The following is a 15,282-nucleotide window of genomic DNA, read 5'->3' on the forward strand; positions in this document are numbered from 1 at the left end:
GTAGAAGCGGCTTCAGCCGCGACAGGCCTTCGCCGGTCACGCCCATCGCGGCTGAAGCCGCTCCTGCACGAGACTTCCCCGCAGGCATCAGCGGCTTTCATCCACCGCGTCTTGCGGTGTGCGCCCGAGCAACAGGCAGATCGCGATCGCCGCCAGCGCGGTGATCGCCGCCAGCACCCGGGTGAGCGTGCCGAAGGCCGCCGCGTAGGCCAGCCGCAGTTGCGTCGCGGACAGCGCGCCCTCGGCCATGGAGGCGGACAGATCGCCGGCGACCAGCCGCTGCGCGGTGTCCGCCAGGGCCGCGTGCGGCAGCAGCGGCGCGACCGCGGCCAGCCGCACCTGCACCAAGGCCGCGAGCAGGGCCGCCACGCTGGCCAGGGCGATGCCTTCGCCGGCCACGCGCAGCGTGCCGAACAGGCCGGCGGCCATGCCGGCGCGTTCGACCGGCACCACGCTCACCGACAGCGCATCCATCAGGCCCCAGGGCAGGGCGGTACCAGCACCGATCAACAACAATGCCGGCAGCGCCTGCGCCGGGGGCCGCGCGCCGAGCCAGCACAGGCCGGCCGCGGCCGCCGCCAACCCGGCTGCCGACAGCCAGGCCGGGGCGATGCGCTGTGCCAGCACCGCGGCCAGGCTCGGCACCAGCAGCATCGGCGCCGACAACGCCAGCAGCGTCAGGCCGGCACTGGCCGCCGGCGTGCCATCCACGCCGATCATGCGCAGCGGCAGCAGCACCAGCAGCACCACGTAGCTGGTGCAGGTGGCGACCGGCAGCAGCTGCACGCCGACGAAGCGCCGGTAGCGAAACAGGCTCAGGTCCAGCAGCGGATGCCGGCGGCGCCGTTCGATCCACACGAAGGCGAGCAGCAGCAGGGCCGCGGCACCGAGCAGGGCCAGCGTCGCGGCGCTGCCCCAGCCGCTGTGCGGGCCCTGGATCAGGCCGGCGGTGAACAGCGCCAGCGCCGCGCTGAAACACAGCGCGCCAGCGCGGTCGGGCGGACCGCCGGCCTGAGCGCGCGAGGCCGGCAGCCAGCGCGCGGCCAGGGCCCACGCCAGCGCCGCGAGCGCGGCCATGCCGAAGAAGATCGCGCGCCAGCCCAGCCGTTCGCTCAGCGCGCCGGCGGCCAGCGGGCCGAACGCCAGGCCGGTGCCGAAGGTGGTGCCGAGCAGGCTGAACGCGCGCGTGCGCGCCGCGCCGGTGTACAGCTGGGCCAGCGCCGCGGTGCCGGCGGCGAGCGCGGCGGCGGCACCGACGCCCTGCAGCGCCCGCCACAGGTCGATCGCCGCGACCGAGCCGGCCACGGCCACGCCCAGGCAGGCGCTGGCGAACAGCGCCAGACCGCCGAGGAACACCCGGCGCCGCCCATGCCGATCGGCGAGCGCGCCGGCGGCCAGCAGCAGGCTGCCGAAGCTGAGCATGAAGGCGTTGGTGATCCAGGCCAGGGCCAGCGCGCTGCCGCCCAGGGCCGCGCCGATCGCCGGGGTGGCGACGGCACCGCCGGAGAAGTTCAGCGGCAGCGCCAGGGCGGCCAGGCACACCGCGGCCAGGGCGGCGCCGCGGCGCGGCAGGGGAGTGGAATCGGGAGACGAAGCGGAGGTCATCGGAGCGGCTCTGGCGGCGGATGTCGGAAGGCCACTAGAGATACCGAGGCGGCAATTCGCGAAAAAGGCCGCGATCCTCCGCACTTTGCGGAATGGAACGCTCTAATATCGCCAGATGGATCGCCTCACCGGCATCGTCGCCTTCGTCCGGGCCGCCGAACAGCGCAGCTTCGTCGGCGCCGGCCGCGTGCTCGGCATCTCGGCCTCGGCGGTGGGCAAGAGCGTGGCCGCGCTGGAGCGCGAGTTCGGCGTGCGCCTGCTGCAGCGGACCACCCGGCGCATCGCGTTGACCGCCGAAGGCGCGCTGTTCCTGGAGCATTGCCAGCGCGTGCTGGCCGATCTGCGCGAGGCCGAGGAGGCGCTGGCGCAGACCCGGCAGGCGCCGCGCGGGCGGCTGCGGGTCGGCCTGCCGACCATCGGCTACCGCTTCCTGGTGCCGCTGCTGCCGGAGTTCCGCCGGCGCTATCCGGACGTGGAGCTGGACCTGGAGTTCGACGACCGCGTGGTCGATCTGCTCGAACACGGCCTGGATGCGGTGATCCGCAGCGGCGTGCAGGCCGACTCGCGGCTGCTGGCGCGACGCCTGGGGCCGTTCCGTTTCTGCCTGTGCGCCGCGCCGGACTACCTGCGCCGCCGCGGTGTGCCGCAGACCCCGGCGGCGCTGGCCGCGCACGATGGCGTGCTGTTCCGCGTTCCCGACACCGGCAAGCCGCAGGATTGGCCGTTGGCCGAACCGGCGCCGCTGCCGCCGGCGGTGCTCACCTGCAACAACATGGAAGCGGTGCGCGCCGCGGCGATCGCCGGCCTGGGCATCGCCTGCATGCCGGCGTTCCTGGCGCAGGACGCGTTGGCCGATGGCCGCCTGCAGCCGGTGCTGGACGCGCACATGGCCGACGGCGGCGCGTTCTTCGTGGTGTGGCCGTCGCGTCGGCAACTGTCGCCGAAGCTGCGCGTGTTCGTGGATTTCCTCGCCGAACGGCTGTTCCGCACCGATTGACGCCACGTCGTGTGCCGGGCGACGCGCGCTGTCGCAGCCGCTGCGCCGCCGCACCGGCTAAAATGCGCGGGTGGATGTCTCTCATTTGCTCGACGATCTGAACCCCGCCCAGCGCGAGGCCGTTTCCGCAGCGCCCGGCCACTATCTGGTCCTGGCCGGCGCCGGCTCCGGCAAGACGCGCGTGCTCACCCATCGCATCGCCTGGTTGCACCAGGTGCATGGGGTGCCGGTGCACGGGATCCTGGCGGTCACTTTCACCAACAAGGCCGCGGGCGAGATGCGCCACCGCGCCGACCTGCAGTTGCGCAACGGCAGCCGCGGCATGTGGATCGGCACCTTCCACGGCCTGGCGCACCGCCTGCTGCGCCTGCACTGGCAGGACGCGAAGCTGCCCGAGAGCTTCCAGGTGCTCGACGCCGACGACCAGCTGCGGCTGGTCAAGCGCGTGGTGCAGCAGCTGGAGCTGGACGAGGGCAAGTACCCGCCCAAGCAGATCGTGTGGTGGATCAACCAGCAGAAGGACGAGGGCCGCCGCGCCCAGCACATCCAGCCGGAACCGCGCGACGAGTGGGTGACCACCCTGCGCAACGCCTACGCGCTGTACCAGGAGCGCTGCGACCGCGCCGGCCTGGTCGACTTCGCCGAACTGCTGCTGCGCGCACACGAATTGTTGCGCGACACCCCGGCGCTGCTGGCGCACTACCGCGCCCGCTTCGGCGAGATCCTGGTCGACGAATTCCAGGATACCAACGCCATCCAGTACGCGTTCGTGCGCGTGCTCGCCGGCGACAGCGGCCACGTGTTCGTGGTCGGCGACGACGACCAGGCGATCTATGGCTGGCGCGGCGCCAAGGTCGAGAACGTGCAGCGCTTCCTCACCGATTTCCCCAGCGCGCAGACCATCCGCCTGGAGCAGAACTACCGCTCCAGCGCCAACATCCTCAACGCCGCCAACGCGGTGATCGCGCACAACCCCGACCGTATCGGCAAGCAGTTGTGGACCGATTCGGGCGATGGCGAGCCGATCGACCTGTACGCGGCCTACAACGAGGTGGACGAGGCGCGCTACGTGGTCGAGCGCATGCGCCAGTGGGTGCGCGACGGCGGCAGCTACAGCGAGGCGGCGGTGCTCTACCGCAGCAACGCGCAGTCGCGCGCGTTCGAAGAGGCGCTGATCGCCGAGCAGGTGCCGTACCGCGTCTACGGCGGCATGCGCTTCTTCGAGCGCGCCGAAATCAAGGACACCCTGGCCTATCTGCGCCTGGTCGCCAATCGCGCCGACGATGCGGCGTTCGAACGCGCGGTCAACACTCCGCCGCGCGGCATCGGCGACCGCACCCTCGACGAGGTGCGGCGCCTGGCACGCGCGCAGTCGCTGTCGCTGTGGGCGGCGGCGCAACAGGCCGCGCAGCAGGGCGGCGACCTGGCCGCACGCGCGCGCAACGCGCTGGGCCAGTTCCTCGGCCTGATCGAACAACTGGCCCTGGACGTGGCCGGGCTGCCGCTGCCCGAACAGATCGATCAGGTGCTGGCGCGCTCCACCCTGCGCGAGCACTGGGGCAAGGAGAGCCGCGGCGGGCTGGATTCGGAATCGCGCACCGACAACCTCGACGAACTGGTGTCGGTGGCCTCGCGCTTCGTCCGCGCCGACGGCGACGAGGACGCCGACGAAGGCCGCCAGGCGATGACCGAGCTGGTCGCGTTCCTCGCCTACGCCTCGCTGGAGGCCGGCGAAGGCCAGGCCCAGGCCGGCGAGGAAGGCGTGCAGCTGATGACCCTGCACTCGGCCAAGGGCCTGGAATTCCCGATCGTGTTCCTGGCCGGCATGGAAGACGGCCTGTTCCCCAGTGCGCGTTCGCTGGAAGAGAGCGGGCGCCTGGAGGAAGAGCGGCGCCTGGCCTACGTCGGCATCACCCGTGCCCGCCACAAGCTGGTGCTGAGCTACGCCGAGTCGCGGCGCATCCACGGTCAGGACAACTACAACGTGCCCTCGCGCTTCCTGCGCGAGATCCCGCGCGAACTGCTGCACGAAGTGCGGCCGAAGGTGCAGGTCTCGCGCAGCGCCTCGCTGGGCGCGCCGCGCAGCCTGGGGCACAGCGTGATCGAGGCCCCGGCGATCAAGCTCGGCGCCAACGTGCAGCACCCCAAGTTCGGCGGCGGCGTGGTCATCGACTACGAAGGCAGCGGCGCCCACGCCCGCGTGCAGGTGCAGTTCGACGAGGCCGGCGCCAAGTGGCTGGTGATGGCGTACGCCAATCTGACCCTGTTGTAGGTGCGCTCTTCGGTCCCGTTTGCGGACGCGGCGGGATGGCGACATGCTCGACGTTCTAAATGTCTTCAATAGAAGACTTAAAGCTGCATAAGATTCATAATTGAAGACTATTCTTCGATTTGCGGCCGATGTCTGCCGCGGTATGATGTATCCGATTAATTGCATAAACGCCGTTTGCGTATCGGATTGAAGACATGGCTGCTTACGACAGGTTGTCGCCATTGGCGAGCTCGGCCATCACGTCGCTGGGAGACGTCATTCGTCGCGGCCGTAGAGCCCGGACGATGACCCAGGAGGAACTGGCCGAGCGTGCCCGGGTCAGCCGTCTGACCGTCCTCAAGATCGAATCGGGCAATCCCGGCGTCGCCATCTGGGCGTGGGTCAGCGTCATGGAAGTGCTGGGCCTGCTTGGCACATTGCAGGCATTGCACGATCCGGTGGCGCAGGCCATGGATGCGGCGCATGGACGCCGGGTGCGCAAGCGCGATCTGCGCAAGAAACTGGATTTCTGACGATGCCGGTCCACGAACGTTACGTCATGATCCGCCTTGAGGGAGCCGATCAGGACGTGCCCGCAGGGCTGCTGACGCTGGTGGAAACGCACGCCGCATCAGTCGGTAGCCGGTTTGCCTATGGCATGCGCTATTCCCGCCGCCCCGGCGCCATCGACGTCGATCCCCGCAGCCTGCGCCTGGACGAAGTAGTGCCCGGTATCGAGGTCGCGCCGCCGGGCGATCTCGCCCTGTTCGGCGCCATCCGCGATGCCCTTCCCGATGCCTGGGGCCGGCGCGTGCTTGCCAACACGCTGCGCATCCAGGAAGGCCAACTCAACGACCGGGTGCTGATCGACAATTCCAGTCCCAACCGCAGCGGTGCCCTCGATTTCCGTCGCCGTCCCGAAGACGCGCCGCACGACAGCGGTCTGCTGCGGCCGATGCATCTGGATCACCTGCTCGATGCCGCCGAGCGAATCGAAGAGGGCGAGTCCGTTCCGCAACACTTGCTCGAGCTGCTGGGCGAGGCGCCCACGCTCGGCGGCATGCGGCCCAAAGCGGTGCTGGTCGATCAGGGACGGCAGTGGTTGGCCAAGTTCCCGACCCGGCGCGATCCGTTCGACATTCCCTTGATCGAGCACGCCACGCTGGAACTGGCCCGTCTTGCCAAGATGGATGTTCCCGACACCCGGCTGATCGATGTGCCAGGTCGCGGGACGGTGATGATGATCGCGCGCTTCGATCGCGGCACGGAGGCCGAGGGCTATCGCAAATGGCATATGGTCAGTGCGCTGACGGCGCTGGGCGTGCATGAAATGGATTCGCCGAAGATGGCCTATGCGGACATCGCCGACGCGCTGGGCCGGCTGGGTGCGGCGGGACAGGTGACTGCCGATCGCCACGAACTGTTCCGGCGCATGGTGTTCAACATTCTGGTCTGCAACGACGACGACCATCTCCGCAACCACGCGCTTGTGTACCGTGGCGACCTCGGCGGCTGGCGCCTGAGCCCGCTCTACGACGTGGTTCCCAGGCCGAGCGGCGGCAGCGAGCGCTTCCTGCATCTGGGGATCGGCGCACAGGGGCGCCTGTCCACGCTCGACAACGCGCTCACGCACTGCGCGAGGTTTTCCCTCACCACCGCGGCCGCGGCAGCGGTGATCGACGAGGTGGCGGGCGTGGTGCGCCAGTGGAAAGGCCACTTCGAGGCGCAAGGCGTACCTGGTTCGCAGATCGACAAGGTGCAGAACGCATTCCGGCGGCCATCGCAGATCGGCCTAACGCAAGTGAACCGGTTCCTGTAACGCGGTCTGCCGCTCGCGGCGGGCCGGCGCGACTGGCCGGGCAGGGCGGGCATCTACGCAGGGAGCATCCATGGTCTTGCTTCATGGTCCCTACGTCAGCGACCGCGGCCGCGCCTGGACGCCAGGCGATGACCGAACTGGTTGGGTTCCTGGCCTGTACCTCGCTGGAGAGCAGCGTAGGCCAGCACCAGGCTGACATGCGCCGCGCCCGGCGCGTGCCTCAGCGCGAAGACGGCGTGGCAGACGCCGCGACGCGGGTGAAGTAGTTGGTGCGCATCGTCGGCGTGCCGTCCGGTGCGAATGCGGACACGGTCTCGGTCATCGAGCGGCCGTCGGCGGCGACGGTGTAGATGCGGGTCGAGGCCACGCTCCTGTCCTTGGACAGCATCATCACCAGCACGTTGGGCGCGGGCATCTGCAGGGCGAAGACATCGGCCTCGAAGTTGTTCTTCACCGGCGTGGCGCGGCCATCGAGCGCGGCGACGCCTTCGGCATGCATGGTGCCGCCGCCCTGTTCGGCGATGTCGACCTTGACCGCCCACTTGCCCTTGCCCACCTCGCTGAAGCGCAGGGTGACGGCCTTGGGCCGGTCCAGGGGTGCCCGATCCAGGCGCGCCACGTCCACGGCCCAGTTGCCGAGCAGGGGCGAGGGCGCAGCGGGTGCGGCGGATGCGGACAGACACGGCGACAGCAGCATCGCGAGCGCGACGGCGAACAGCAGTTTCAGTGACCTCCTGGTAGTGGTGTGCGGCGATGAGGACAGCCAATGGCGTGCGCTGCGCGCGTTCGCACGGTCGAGCGTGCCGGGGTGCCGAAGAGCGCATCCGTGCGGCGGCATGACCGTCCTGCTCCAGGACGCGTGCGCTGCGACGCTGGCACCGCAGGCGCAGCGCAACAGGTCAGGTGGTCAGGAGGCTGGGTCCGTCGCGCACACGGCCTCGCTCAGCCCGCGCCACGCCGTCGCCGCGCTTCCAGCAGCGCATAGCCGGTACAAGCCAGCAGTAGCGGGCCGAGGTAGTAGAAGGCGCGATAGGCCAGCAATGCCGCCAGCAGTTCCGCTTGCGGCGCCTGCGTCCCGAGCAGCGGCAGCACCACCGCTTCGAGCACGCCGATGCCGGCCGGCACGTGGGCGATGGCGGTGGCCACGGCCGCCGCCAGCAGGGCGCCGAGCACCGAGACGTAGGCCACGCCGGTCGGCATCAGCACGTAAAGCAGGGCGCCCATCAGCGCCCAGTTGCAGGTGCCCAGGCCGAGTTGCAGCAGCGCCAGCGGCAACGGCGGCAGGTGCAGGACGTGGCCGCGCACCTGCAGCGTGCGGCCGTGCGCGCGCTGGCAGGCGATGAGGTAGGCCACCACCAAGCCCAGCATGGCGGCGCCGACCCATGGCAGCACCGCGCCGCTCAGCGGCCACTGCGCCGGCGTGCGCAGGCGCCCGCTGACCAGCAGCACGCTGGTCAGCAGCAGATAGCCCATCCAGTTGGTGGCGATGGCGAAGCCGACCACGCGGCTGATCGTCGCCAGGCCCAGCCCGGCGCGTCCGTACAGGCGGTAGCGGATCGCGGTGCCGCCGATCAGCGCACCGACATTCAGGCTGAAGGCGTAGGCGATGTCCGCGATCGCCATGACCCGCGGCGTCGGCACCGCATGCGCCGCGTAACGTCGCGCGGCCAGGTCGTAGCCGGCATACAGCACGTAGCTGGCCAGGCTCAGGCCTGCGGCGGCGGCCAGGGTGCCGGCACCGTAACCGGCGAGAGTGGTGCCGACCTGCGCCCAGTCCACGGTGCGCGCCGCGCGCACCAGCAATACCGCCACCAGTACCAGGAAGGCCAGATAGGCGAAGTGGCGCAGCATGCGCCAACGCGTGCGCGGATGGTTCATGGCGCGTGCCGCTTGCGCCGCAGCACCGCAGTGCGCGGCGTGCGCTTGGGCAGGCGGCTGGCCCACTGCGGCACGTTGCGCAGCACATGGAACAGCAGCGGCCGCAGCAGCGGTTGCCAGAAGCGTCCGTGCGGCACCTGCGCCGGCACGACTTCGCGGCAGTGCCGTTGCATCAGTCGCTGCAGGCGCCCGTGCAGGTCGCGCGCGAAGGCGGCATCGCGGATCACCAGGTTGGCTTCCAGGTTCAGCGCCAGGCTCAGTGGATCCAGGTTGCTCGATCCCACCGTGCTCCAGTGCCCATCGATCACCGCGACCTTGCCGTGGAACGGGCGCTCGCAGTACTCGAAGATCTGCACGCCGGCGTCGACCAGATGCCGGTACAGCGCGCGTGCGGCGGACAACGCCAGCGGCGTGTCCGGTTGCCCCTGGAAGATCAGCTTCACCGCCACGCCGCGGCGCGCAGCGGCGCACAGGTCGCGCAGGAAGCCGTAGCCGGGGAAGAAGTAGGCGTTGGCGATCACGATCTCGTGCCGCGCGCTGCGGAACGCCTGCCGGTAGGCGCGTTCGATGCTGCGTGAACGGCCGGCGTTGTCGCGCGGCAGGAAGCACACCTCGGCCGCGCCGGCGGGCGGCGTATCGACGTTCTCCTGCGGCACCCACCCCGCGCCGGTGCCGTGGGTGGCCAGGGTCCGGCGTACGAACGCGACCATGTCCGCCACTACCGGGCCTTGTACCTCCACCGCGTAGTCCTGTTTCGCCTCCGGGCCGAAATCGGCCAGGTGATCGGCCGACCAGTTGATGCCGCCGATCATGCCGATTCGCCCGTCCACCACCAGCAGCTTGCGGTGCATGCGCCGGAACACGTTCAAACGCACGCCGAGCAGGGTCGGCTGCTGGTCGTATAGGCGCAGCTCGGCGCCGGCCTCGGTCAGTTCGCGCACGAAGCCGGGCGAGAGATCCGGCGAGCCGAACGCATCCACCAGCAGGTGCACGCGCACGCCGCGGCGCGCAGCGGCGACCAAGTGATCCTTCAGCGCCAGGCCGACCTTGTCCTCGAACCAGATGAAGGTCTCCAGCAGCACCTCGTGCCGGGCCGCGTCGATCGCGGCGAAGGCGCGCGGGAAATACGCATCGCCGTTCTCCAGCAACTGCAGGCGGTGGCTCTGGCGCCAGCGCGTGTCGCTGTTCGCGGTCCGGTTCACAGCACTATCCTGGCGTGCAGCGGGGCGTGGTCGGACAGGTGCGACCACGGCCGGCCGGTCAACACCCGTGCGGCCTCGATGCGCACGTTGCGCACATAGATGCGGTCCAGCGGCAACAGCGGCCAGCGCGCCGGGAAGCTGCGCGCCACGCGTCCGTGCAGCTGCGCGAAGGCCTCGGTCAGGCCATGCCGCTGCAGCAGCGGATGCCCGCGCTGGCGCCAGTCGTTGAAGTCGCCGGCGACGATCAGCGGCGCCTGTGACGGCAGTTCGGCGATCAGCGCACCGAGCAGGCCGATCTGCCGGCGCCGGTGCGCCTCGCGCAGGCCCAGATGCACGCAGATCGCATGCACCGCCTCGGCATGACCGGGGATCTCCAGCACCGCATGCAGCAGCCCGCGATGCTCGTGGCCGGCGATGGAGACGTCGCGGTTGACGAAGGAGGCGATCGGGAAGCGCGACAGCAGTGCGTTGCCGTGGTGTCCATGCGGATACACCGCATTGCGGCCGTAGGCGAACTGCGGCCACAGCGCGTCGGCGAGGAATGCGTACTGGCTCTGCGCCGGCCAGTCGGCGTGGCGGCCGGCATGCAACTGATGCTCGCCCAGCACCTCCTGCAGGAACACCAGGTCCGCGGGCAGCGCGCGGATTGCCGCGCGCAGCTCCGGCAGCATGAAGCGCCGCTTCAGCACGCTGAAGCCCATGTGCGCATTGATGGTCAGCAACTCGATCGCAGGCATGCCGGGGCAGGACGGAAACCACGCCTGCCATTGTCGTCGGCGTCCGCGTGCGGCGCGTGACGGTGCCGCGTCGCGCACCTGCCGCCGCTGCGTCGTCGGCAGCGGCGGCGGTGTCGGCTCAGTGCCGTGCGGCGATGATCTTGCTCAGGTAGTCCGGCGTGCCCTCGACCCGCACCAGGTGCGGATACTGCAGGCCGTCGTGGTAGTTCACCGGCACGTCGCGCACGCCGCCCTGGTACTTGAGCGTCAGCACGATCGGCGCGCTGCCGCCCTTGGCGTCGGCGATCGCCTGCTTGAGCGTGTCGCGCGAGTAGTCCTGGCCGTTGACCGCCAGCACCGTGGCGCCGCTGCTGACCCCGGCCTTGAACGCCGGGCCGTCCCACAGCACGTCGTTGATGCTGGCGTCGTCGTTCATCACCAGGCCGATCGACCAGGCGAAGTTGTAGCGGTGCCGCGCCGACTGGTGGCGGCCGTCGTACTGCTTCTCGAATGCGCTGGGCTGGTCGGTGTACACCAGCTTCCAGCCGCTGGCCTGCAGGCCTTCCAGCAGCGGCGGGTCCACCTGATACACGCGCCGGTTGATGTAGTCGGCCCAGTCGTAGCGGACCACGCCGTCGAGCGCGGCGATGACGTCGTCGAAGGTGTAGGTCTTGACCGCGAAGCTGCCGTCGTCGATGCCGAAGAACGCCTTGGCCACGTCGTCCAGGGACTTGCGCCCGCCGCTCATCGCGCGCAGCTTGGCGTCCACCGCCAGCCACACCATCTGCCCGCCGCTGTAGTAGTCCTCGCTCATCTGCCAACTGCGGTAGGGCAGCGGTGCGCGGTGCGCGGCGGTGGGGTCGTTGGTGGTGTCCTCCAGCGAGCGCCAGCGGAAGCCGGCGCGGTTGCGGTCGTAGTTGGCCGCGGTCATCGCCAGCGCATCGCGGAACTGTTGCGGTGTCCACATGCCGGCGCGGGCGGTCAGCACATAACCCCAGTACTGGGTCTGGCCCTCGTAGACCCACAGCAGCGAGTCGCCCATCGGCACGTTGAAGGTCGGCGTCCACAGGTCGGCCGGACGCCGGAACTTGCCGTTCCAGGAGTGCGTGTACTCGTGCGCCAGCAGGTCGCGGTCCGGCGCGTTCTCGTCCCAGGCGCTGAAGTAGTCGGCAGCCAGTCCGTTCTCGCTGGACTGGTGGTGTTCCAGGCCGTTGCCGCCCAGCACGTCCGACAGCGAGAACAGGAAGTCGTAATGCGCGTAGTGGTGCGAGCCGAACAGCTTGATCGCCTGCACCGGCAGGTTGCGGTGCGCCTGCAGCTGCTCGGCGCTGATGTCCAGGAACCGCGGCGCGTCGGCGACCACGTCCAGGTGCACCGGCGCGCCGCCGGCCGGGGTCAGGTCCACGCGCTTGAAGTAGCGCCCGGCGTAGATCGGCGAGTCGACCAGGGTGGTGAAGTCCACCGGCTTGAAGGTGGTGGTGGCGCCGTTGCGGCTGGCGGTCTCCAGCGCGGTGCCGAACTCCCAGCCGGCCGGCAGGGTCACGCTGGGCGTTACGGTGATGCCGCGGGTGTCGTGGCCGGCCGGGTACAGCGCCACCTTGTTCCACTCCAGCTGCAGCATCTTGTCGGTCATCTCGAAGCCGTCGTCGCGCGGCGACAGGTACTGGAAGCTGGCGTCGATCGCGCTCACGCCCTGCGGCACGTCGACGTGGAAGCTGTACACGTCGAAGGTGTCGCGGCGCCACGGCAGCGGCTTGCCGTTGGCGGTGAGGGTGAGACCGGCCAGCATCGCCACCGGCCCGCTCGGCGAATGGTCGCCGGGGATCCATTGTGGGTACTGCAGGGTCAGCCGCCCGGCGCTGACCGGGATGGTCTCGTGCACCCGGTAGATACCCTGGCGCACATCGCCGGCGTCCACCTGCAGGGTCAGGGTGCCGGGGTAGGGCGTGTCCTGCGGCGCCGGCACGTCCGGTGCGCGCACCACCTGTGCCTGCGCGGCGCCGGTGAGCGCCAGGCCGATGCCGAGGACCAGCGCCCGACGGGCGCAACGGGAGGCGGGGAAAGCGGTGGCGGACATGCGCGGCTCCGAGGGCGATGGGTGCGGAAACGCGGAACGTTAGCACCTGCCGCCATCGCCGGCGCACTTGCCCAGCCCGGTCATGCAGGTGCCGGGCAATGCCGTTCATCCGGGGGCCACGGGGCCCGGGCTGTGATCCCGGGACGGCCGCGCGACAGCGGTGTCCCTCTGGCGTCTGGCGGCAGCGGCGGTCGTCCAGCGCTGGCCCGCTGTGGACCGCCGCCAAGTGCGCAACCCCTTGGACTCCGGCTGCACCGCAGCTTCGGTGTTGCAGCCGGAAAGTGTGCCGCCTCAGTCCTTCAGCGCCCCGTCGCCCGGATCGCTGGCGGCATAGGTGGACGTCGGCAACTCCGCAGCGTGAGGATGTCGTAACGCCTCGCGCAGCGGCGCCGGCAGCCGCTCCACCGCCAGGATCACCTTGCCGAAGTGCACGTCGCGCACTGCGCTCGACGGCACCACGAAATCGCCGCCATTCTCGATATTGACGACGAACGTGGCGCCGCCGTCGCGCACCTCGCGCACTGCCCCCACACCGACCTCGCCATCGGCCACGAACACCATCTGGCCTGCTTCCACACGTTCGGACATCGCGCACCGCCTTTGTCTGGGAGAGAGTCCACGCGGGCTGGAATGTGCCGGCACGGGTGTTCGATGATCGGACGCGTAGGCGTTGCTGGACGGTGAATGCGACGTGGTCTGTTGGTCACGACGTCGCCGTGGCTGCGGCTTGCGCGTCACCGCCAGGGACACGCGCCGTGACGCAGCGCGATGCGATCATTCGCGTTCGACCACTGCCTGGGAGGGCAAGGATGCGAAGCGAGAAAGAGAAGATGCTGGCCGGCGAACCGTATCGTCCCAACGACGCACAGCTGCAGGCCGAGCAGGACGCGGCCAGTGCCTGGATGCAGCGCTACAACGCGGCGCTGGCCGAGCCACCGGCGCGGCGGCACGCGCTGCTGGTCGAAGGACTGGGTTCCGTCGGACGCGGCGCGGTGGTGCGGCCACCGTTCCATTGCGACTACGGCTACAACATCCACCTGGGCGAGGACGTGTTCCTCAACTTCAACTGCGTGATCCTGGACGTGGCGCCGGTGCACATCGGCGCCGGCACCCAGATCGGGCCGGCGGTGCAGCTCTATGCCGCCGATCATCCGCGCGATGCTGCGCAGCGCGCCGAGGGGTTGGAGTTGGGGCGGCCGGTGACGATCGGGCGCAACGTCTGGATCGGCGGCGGCGCGATCGTGCTGCCCGGTGTGACCATCGGCGACGACGCGGTGGTCGGCGCCGGCAGCGTGGTCACCCGCGACGTGCCGGCCGGCGCGCGCGTGGCCGGCAATCCGGCACGCCTGCTGAAGCCGCACAGCGACTGAATTTGATCCGGGTCAAGGCAGGCGCCGCGCAATGGGTGTGCAATGCTGTCCAGGCCGCCGTGTGCGGCGTCACCGGAGCATCCCATGTACCAGCGCATCCTGATCGCCATCGATGGTTCCGAGTTGTCCGCCAAGGGGTTGCAGCAGGGGCTGGCGCTGGCCGCCGCGCTCGGCGCGGACGTGGATATCGTCACCGTGTCCGAGCCGTGGGCAATGGGCATGTACGACGCGATGGGCTGGAGCGTGGGCTACGAGGCCAGCCCCGAATACCGCCAGGACCGCGAAGCCGGCGCGCAGAAGATCCTGGCGCCGGCACTGGCCGCCGCCGAGGCGACCGGGGTGACCGCGCACGGTCGCCACGTGCTCGACCGCTACGCCGCCGAGGGCATCATCGACATGGCCGTGGCCTGCAACAGCGATCTGATCGTGATGACCTCGCACGGCCGCCGCGGCATGAGCCGGGTCCTGCTCGGCAGCCAGACCGCGGAAGTGCTCGCCAACAGCCAGGTGCCGGTGCTGGTGATCCGCTGAGGCGCTGACCGGCCCGCGCCGGCGTCGGCGCAGTGCGGAACACGTTCGAGGCCGGTAACCGGCCGCTGGCGGCAGCGACCTATCGCTTTGCCGATACGCTTCGGCCTGTCACGCGGCTGCGCCGGGAGGCGACGCCGCGACAGGGGGCTGGCATCCGGCACGTGCATGCATTCGTCCGTCTGTGCAGATCGGGGACGCGAGCACGCCCGCGCGCCGCCACCGTTGGGCGACGCGCCGGGCGCGACGTCACCAGCTGTACAGCTTCCAGTACACGGGCGACACATTGTCCTTGCTGCCGTCCACTTCCATGTGGCCGTCGCCGTTGCGGTCGTACAGGTAGTAGGCCGGGCCGCGCGCCGGGGTCACCTTGACCATACGCAGTTGGCCACCCACGCGGTATTCGTCGACGGTATCGCCGTTGTCCATCTTGCGCTGGGTCGTTTCCGCGCCGCGCACGTCCATCGGCGCGCCGTCCGGGCCGAGGCCGGTGGAGGCGCAGCCCGCCAGCAGCAACAGCGGAACGAGGATCAGGGCTTTCATTGCGGTGTTCTCCACGGGCAGGACATGCGCAGAGTATGCGCCGAGTGTCTGCATGCGGTGTGGGAATGGCGCGCCGCACCCTCACCCCAACCCCTCTCCCGACGGGAGAGGGGCTCCTGGCTGTTCCCTTCTCCCGCCGGGAGAAGGTGCCCCGCAGGGGCGGATGAGGGTGCGTGCGCAGCCTCGTGGATTTAGGTCGGCGCGTCGCTTCGCGCCGTACCCTCACCCCAACCCCTCTCCCAGGGGGAGAGGGGCTCGCGCCTTTCCTTCTCCCCCCGGGAGAAGGTGCCCCGTAG

General features: G+C 70.1%; 14 protein-coding genes. 6 read left to right on the forward strand and 8 right to left on the reverse strand.

The window, feature by feature from the left end; genetic code table 11:
* Positions 1–87: 87 nt before the first annotated feature.
* Positions 88–1,605 carry an MFS transporter gene (locus CEK69_RS05065; protein WP_152244248.1) on the reverse strand — a complete coding sequence of 506 codons (1,518 nt, stop codon included), beginning with the start codon at positions 1,603–1,605 and terminating at the stop codon, positions 88–90.
* A gap of 115 nt (positions 1,606–1,720) precedes the next feature.
* Between CEK69_RS05065 and CEK69_RS05070 the strand changes: the two genes are divergently transcribed.
* From CEK69_RS05070 to CEK69_RS05085, 4 genes are all read left to right on the forward strand, one after another.
* Positions 1,721–2,602 carry a LysR substrate-binding domain-containing protein gene (locus CEK69_RS05070; protein ID WP_152244250.1) on the forward strand — a complete coding sequence of 294 codons (882 nt, stop codon included), beginning with the start codon at positions 1,721–1,723 and terminating at the stop codon, positions 2,600–2,602.
* 70 nt (positions 2,603–2,672) lie between these two features.
* Positions 2,673–4,874 carry a DNA helicase II gene (uvrD, locus tag CEK69_RS05075; protein ID WP_152244252.1) on the forward strand — a complete coding sequence of 734 codons (2,202 nt, stop codon included), beginning with the start codon at positions 2,673–2,675 and terminating at the stop codon, positions 4,872–4,874.
* A 194-nt stretch (positions 4,875–5,068) separates the two neighbouring features.
* Positions 5,069–5,386, forward strand: coding sequence for a helix-turn-helix transcriptional regulator (locus tag CEK69_RS05080; RefSeq protein ID WP_223875660.1), 318 nt, complete (start codon positions 5,069–5,071; stop codon positions 5,384–5,386).
* 2 nt (positions 5,387–5,388) lie between these two features.
* Positions 5,389–6,672 (forward strand): HipA domain-containing protein, encoded by a 1,284-nt coding sequence (locus tag CEK69_RS05085; RefSeq protein WP_152244254.1) that lies wholly within the window; start codon positions 5,389–5,391, stop codon positions 6,670–6,672.
* A gap of 220 nt (positions 6,673–6,892) precedes the next feature.
* Here CEK69_RS05085 and CEK69_RS05090 read toward each other — a convergent pair whose 3' ends face one another.
* The 6 genes from CEK69_RS05090 to CEK69_RS05115 all read right to left on the reverse strand — a co-directional run bounded on the left by CEK69_RS05090 (position 6,893) and on the right by CEK69_RS05115 (position 13,133).
* Positions 6,893–7,369 carry a hypothetical protein gene (locus CEK69_RS05090; protein WP_226975044.1) on the reverse strand — a complete coding sequence of 159 codons (477 nt, stop codon included), beginning with the start codon at positions 7,367–7,369 and terminating at the stop codon, positions 6,893–6,895.
* Between the two features lie 245 nt (positions 7,370–7,614).
* Entirely contained in the window at positions 7,615–8,550 is a 936-nt protein-coding gene (locus CEK69_RS05095; RefSeq protein ID WP_226975045.1) for a lysylphosphatidylglycerol synthase domain-containing protein, read from the reverse strand.
* Positions 8,547–9,752: a cardiolipin synthase ClsB gene (clsB, locus tag CEK69_RS05100; protein WP_152244258.1), complete on the reverse strand. Its 1,206-nt coding sequence runs from the start codon at positions 9,750–9,752 to the stop codon at positions 8,547–8,549. Before clsB ends, CEK69_RS05095 begins: the two co-directional genes overlap by 4 nt.
* Positions 9,749–10,489 carry an endonuclease/exonuclease/phosphatase family protein gene (locus CEK69_RS05105; RefSeq protein WP_152244260.1) on the reverse strand — a complete coding sequence of 247 codons (741 nt, stop codon included), beginning with the start codon at positions 10,487–10,489 and terminating at the stop codon, positions 9,749–9,751. The genes clsB and CEK69_RS05105 overlap by 4 nt, the downstream gene beginning before the upstream one ends.
* 118 nt (positions 10,490–10,607) lie before the next feature.
* Positions 10,608–12,545 (reverse strand): M61 family metallopeptidase, encoded by a 1,938-nt coding sequence (locus tag CEK69_RS05110; protein ID WP_152244262.1) that lies wholly within the window; start codon positions 12,543–12,545, stop codon positions 10,608–10,610.
* Between the two features lie 291 nt (positions 12,546–12,836).
* Entirely contained in the window at positions 12,837–13,133 is a 297-nt protein-coding gene (locus CEK69_RS05115) for a hypothetical protein (RefSeq protein WP_226975046.1), read from the reverse strand.
* A gap of 221 nt (positions 13,134–13,354) precedes the next feature.
* On the opposite strand from CEK69_RS05115, the gene CEK69_RS05120 reads away from it, so the two are divergent.
* Positions 13,355–13,915, forward strand: a complete 561-nt coding sequence (locus CEK69_RS05120) for a sugar O-acetyltransferase (protein ID WP_152244264.1) — start codon at positions 13,355–13,357, stop codon at positions 13,913–13,915.
* Between the two features lie 84 nt (positions 13,916–13,999).
* Positions 14,000–14,446, forward strand: coding sequence for a universal stress protein (locus CEK69_RS05125; RefSeq protein ID WP_152244266.1), 447 nt, complete (start codon positions 14,000–14,002; stop codon positions 14,444–14,446).
* 246 nt (positions 14,447–14,692) lie between these two features.
* Here the strand turns inward: CEK69_RS05125 and CEK69_RS05130 are convergent, their stop codons facing one another.
* Positions 14,693–14,986: a DUF2782 domain-containing protein gene (locus CEK69_RS05130; RefSeq protein ID WP_017910345.1), complete on the reverse strand. Its 294-nt coding sequence runs from the start codon at positions 14,984–14,986 to the stop codon at positions 14,693–14,695.
* Positions 14,987–15,282 lie beyond the last annotated feature (296 nt).

Origin of the sequence: Xanthomonas sp. LMG 12462, from assembly GCF_009192885.1 — a bacterium.
Taxonomy (GTDB): Bacteria; Pseudomonadota; Gammaproteobacteria; order Xanthomonadales; family Xanthomonadaceae; genus Xanthomonas_A; species Xanthomonas_A sontii.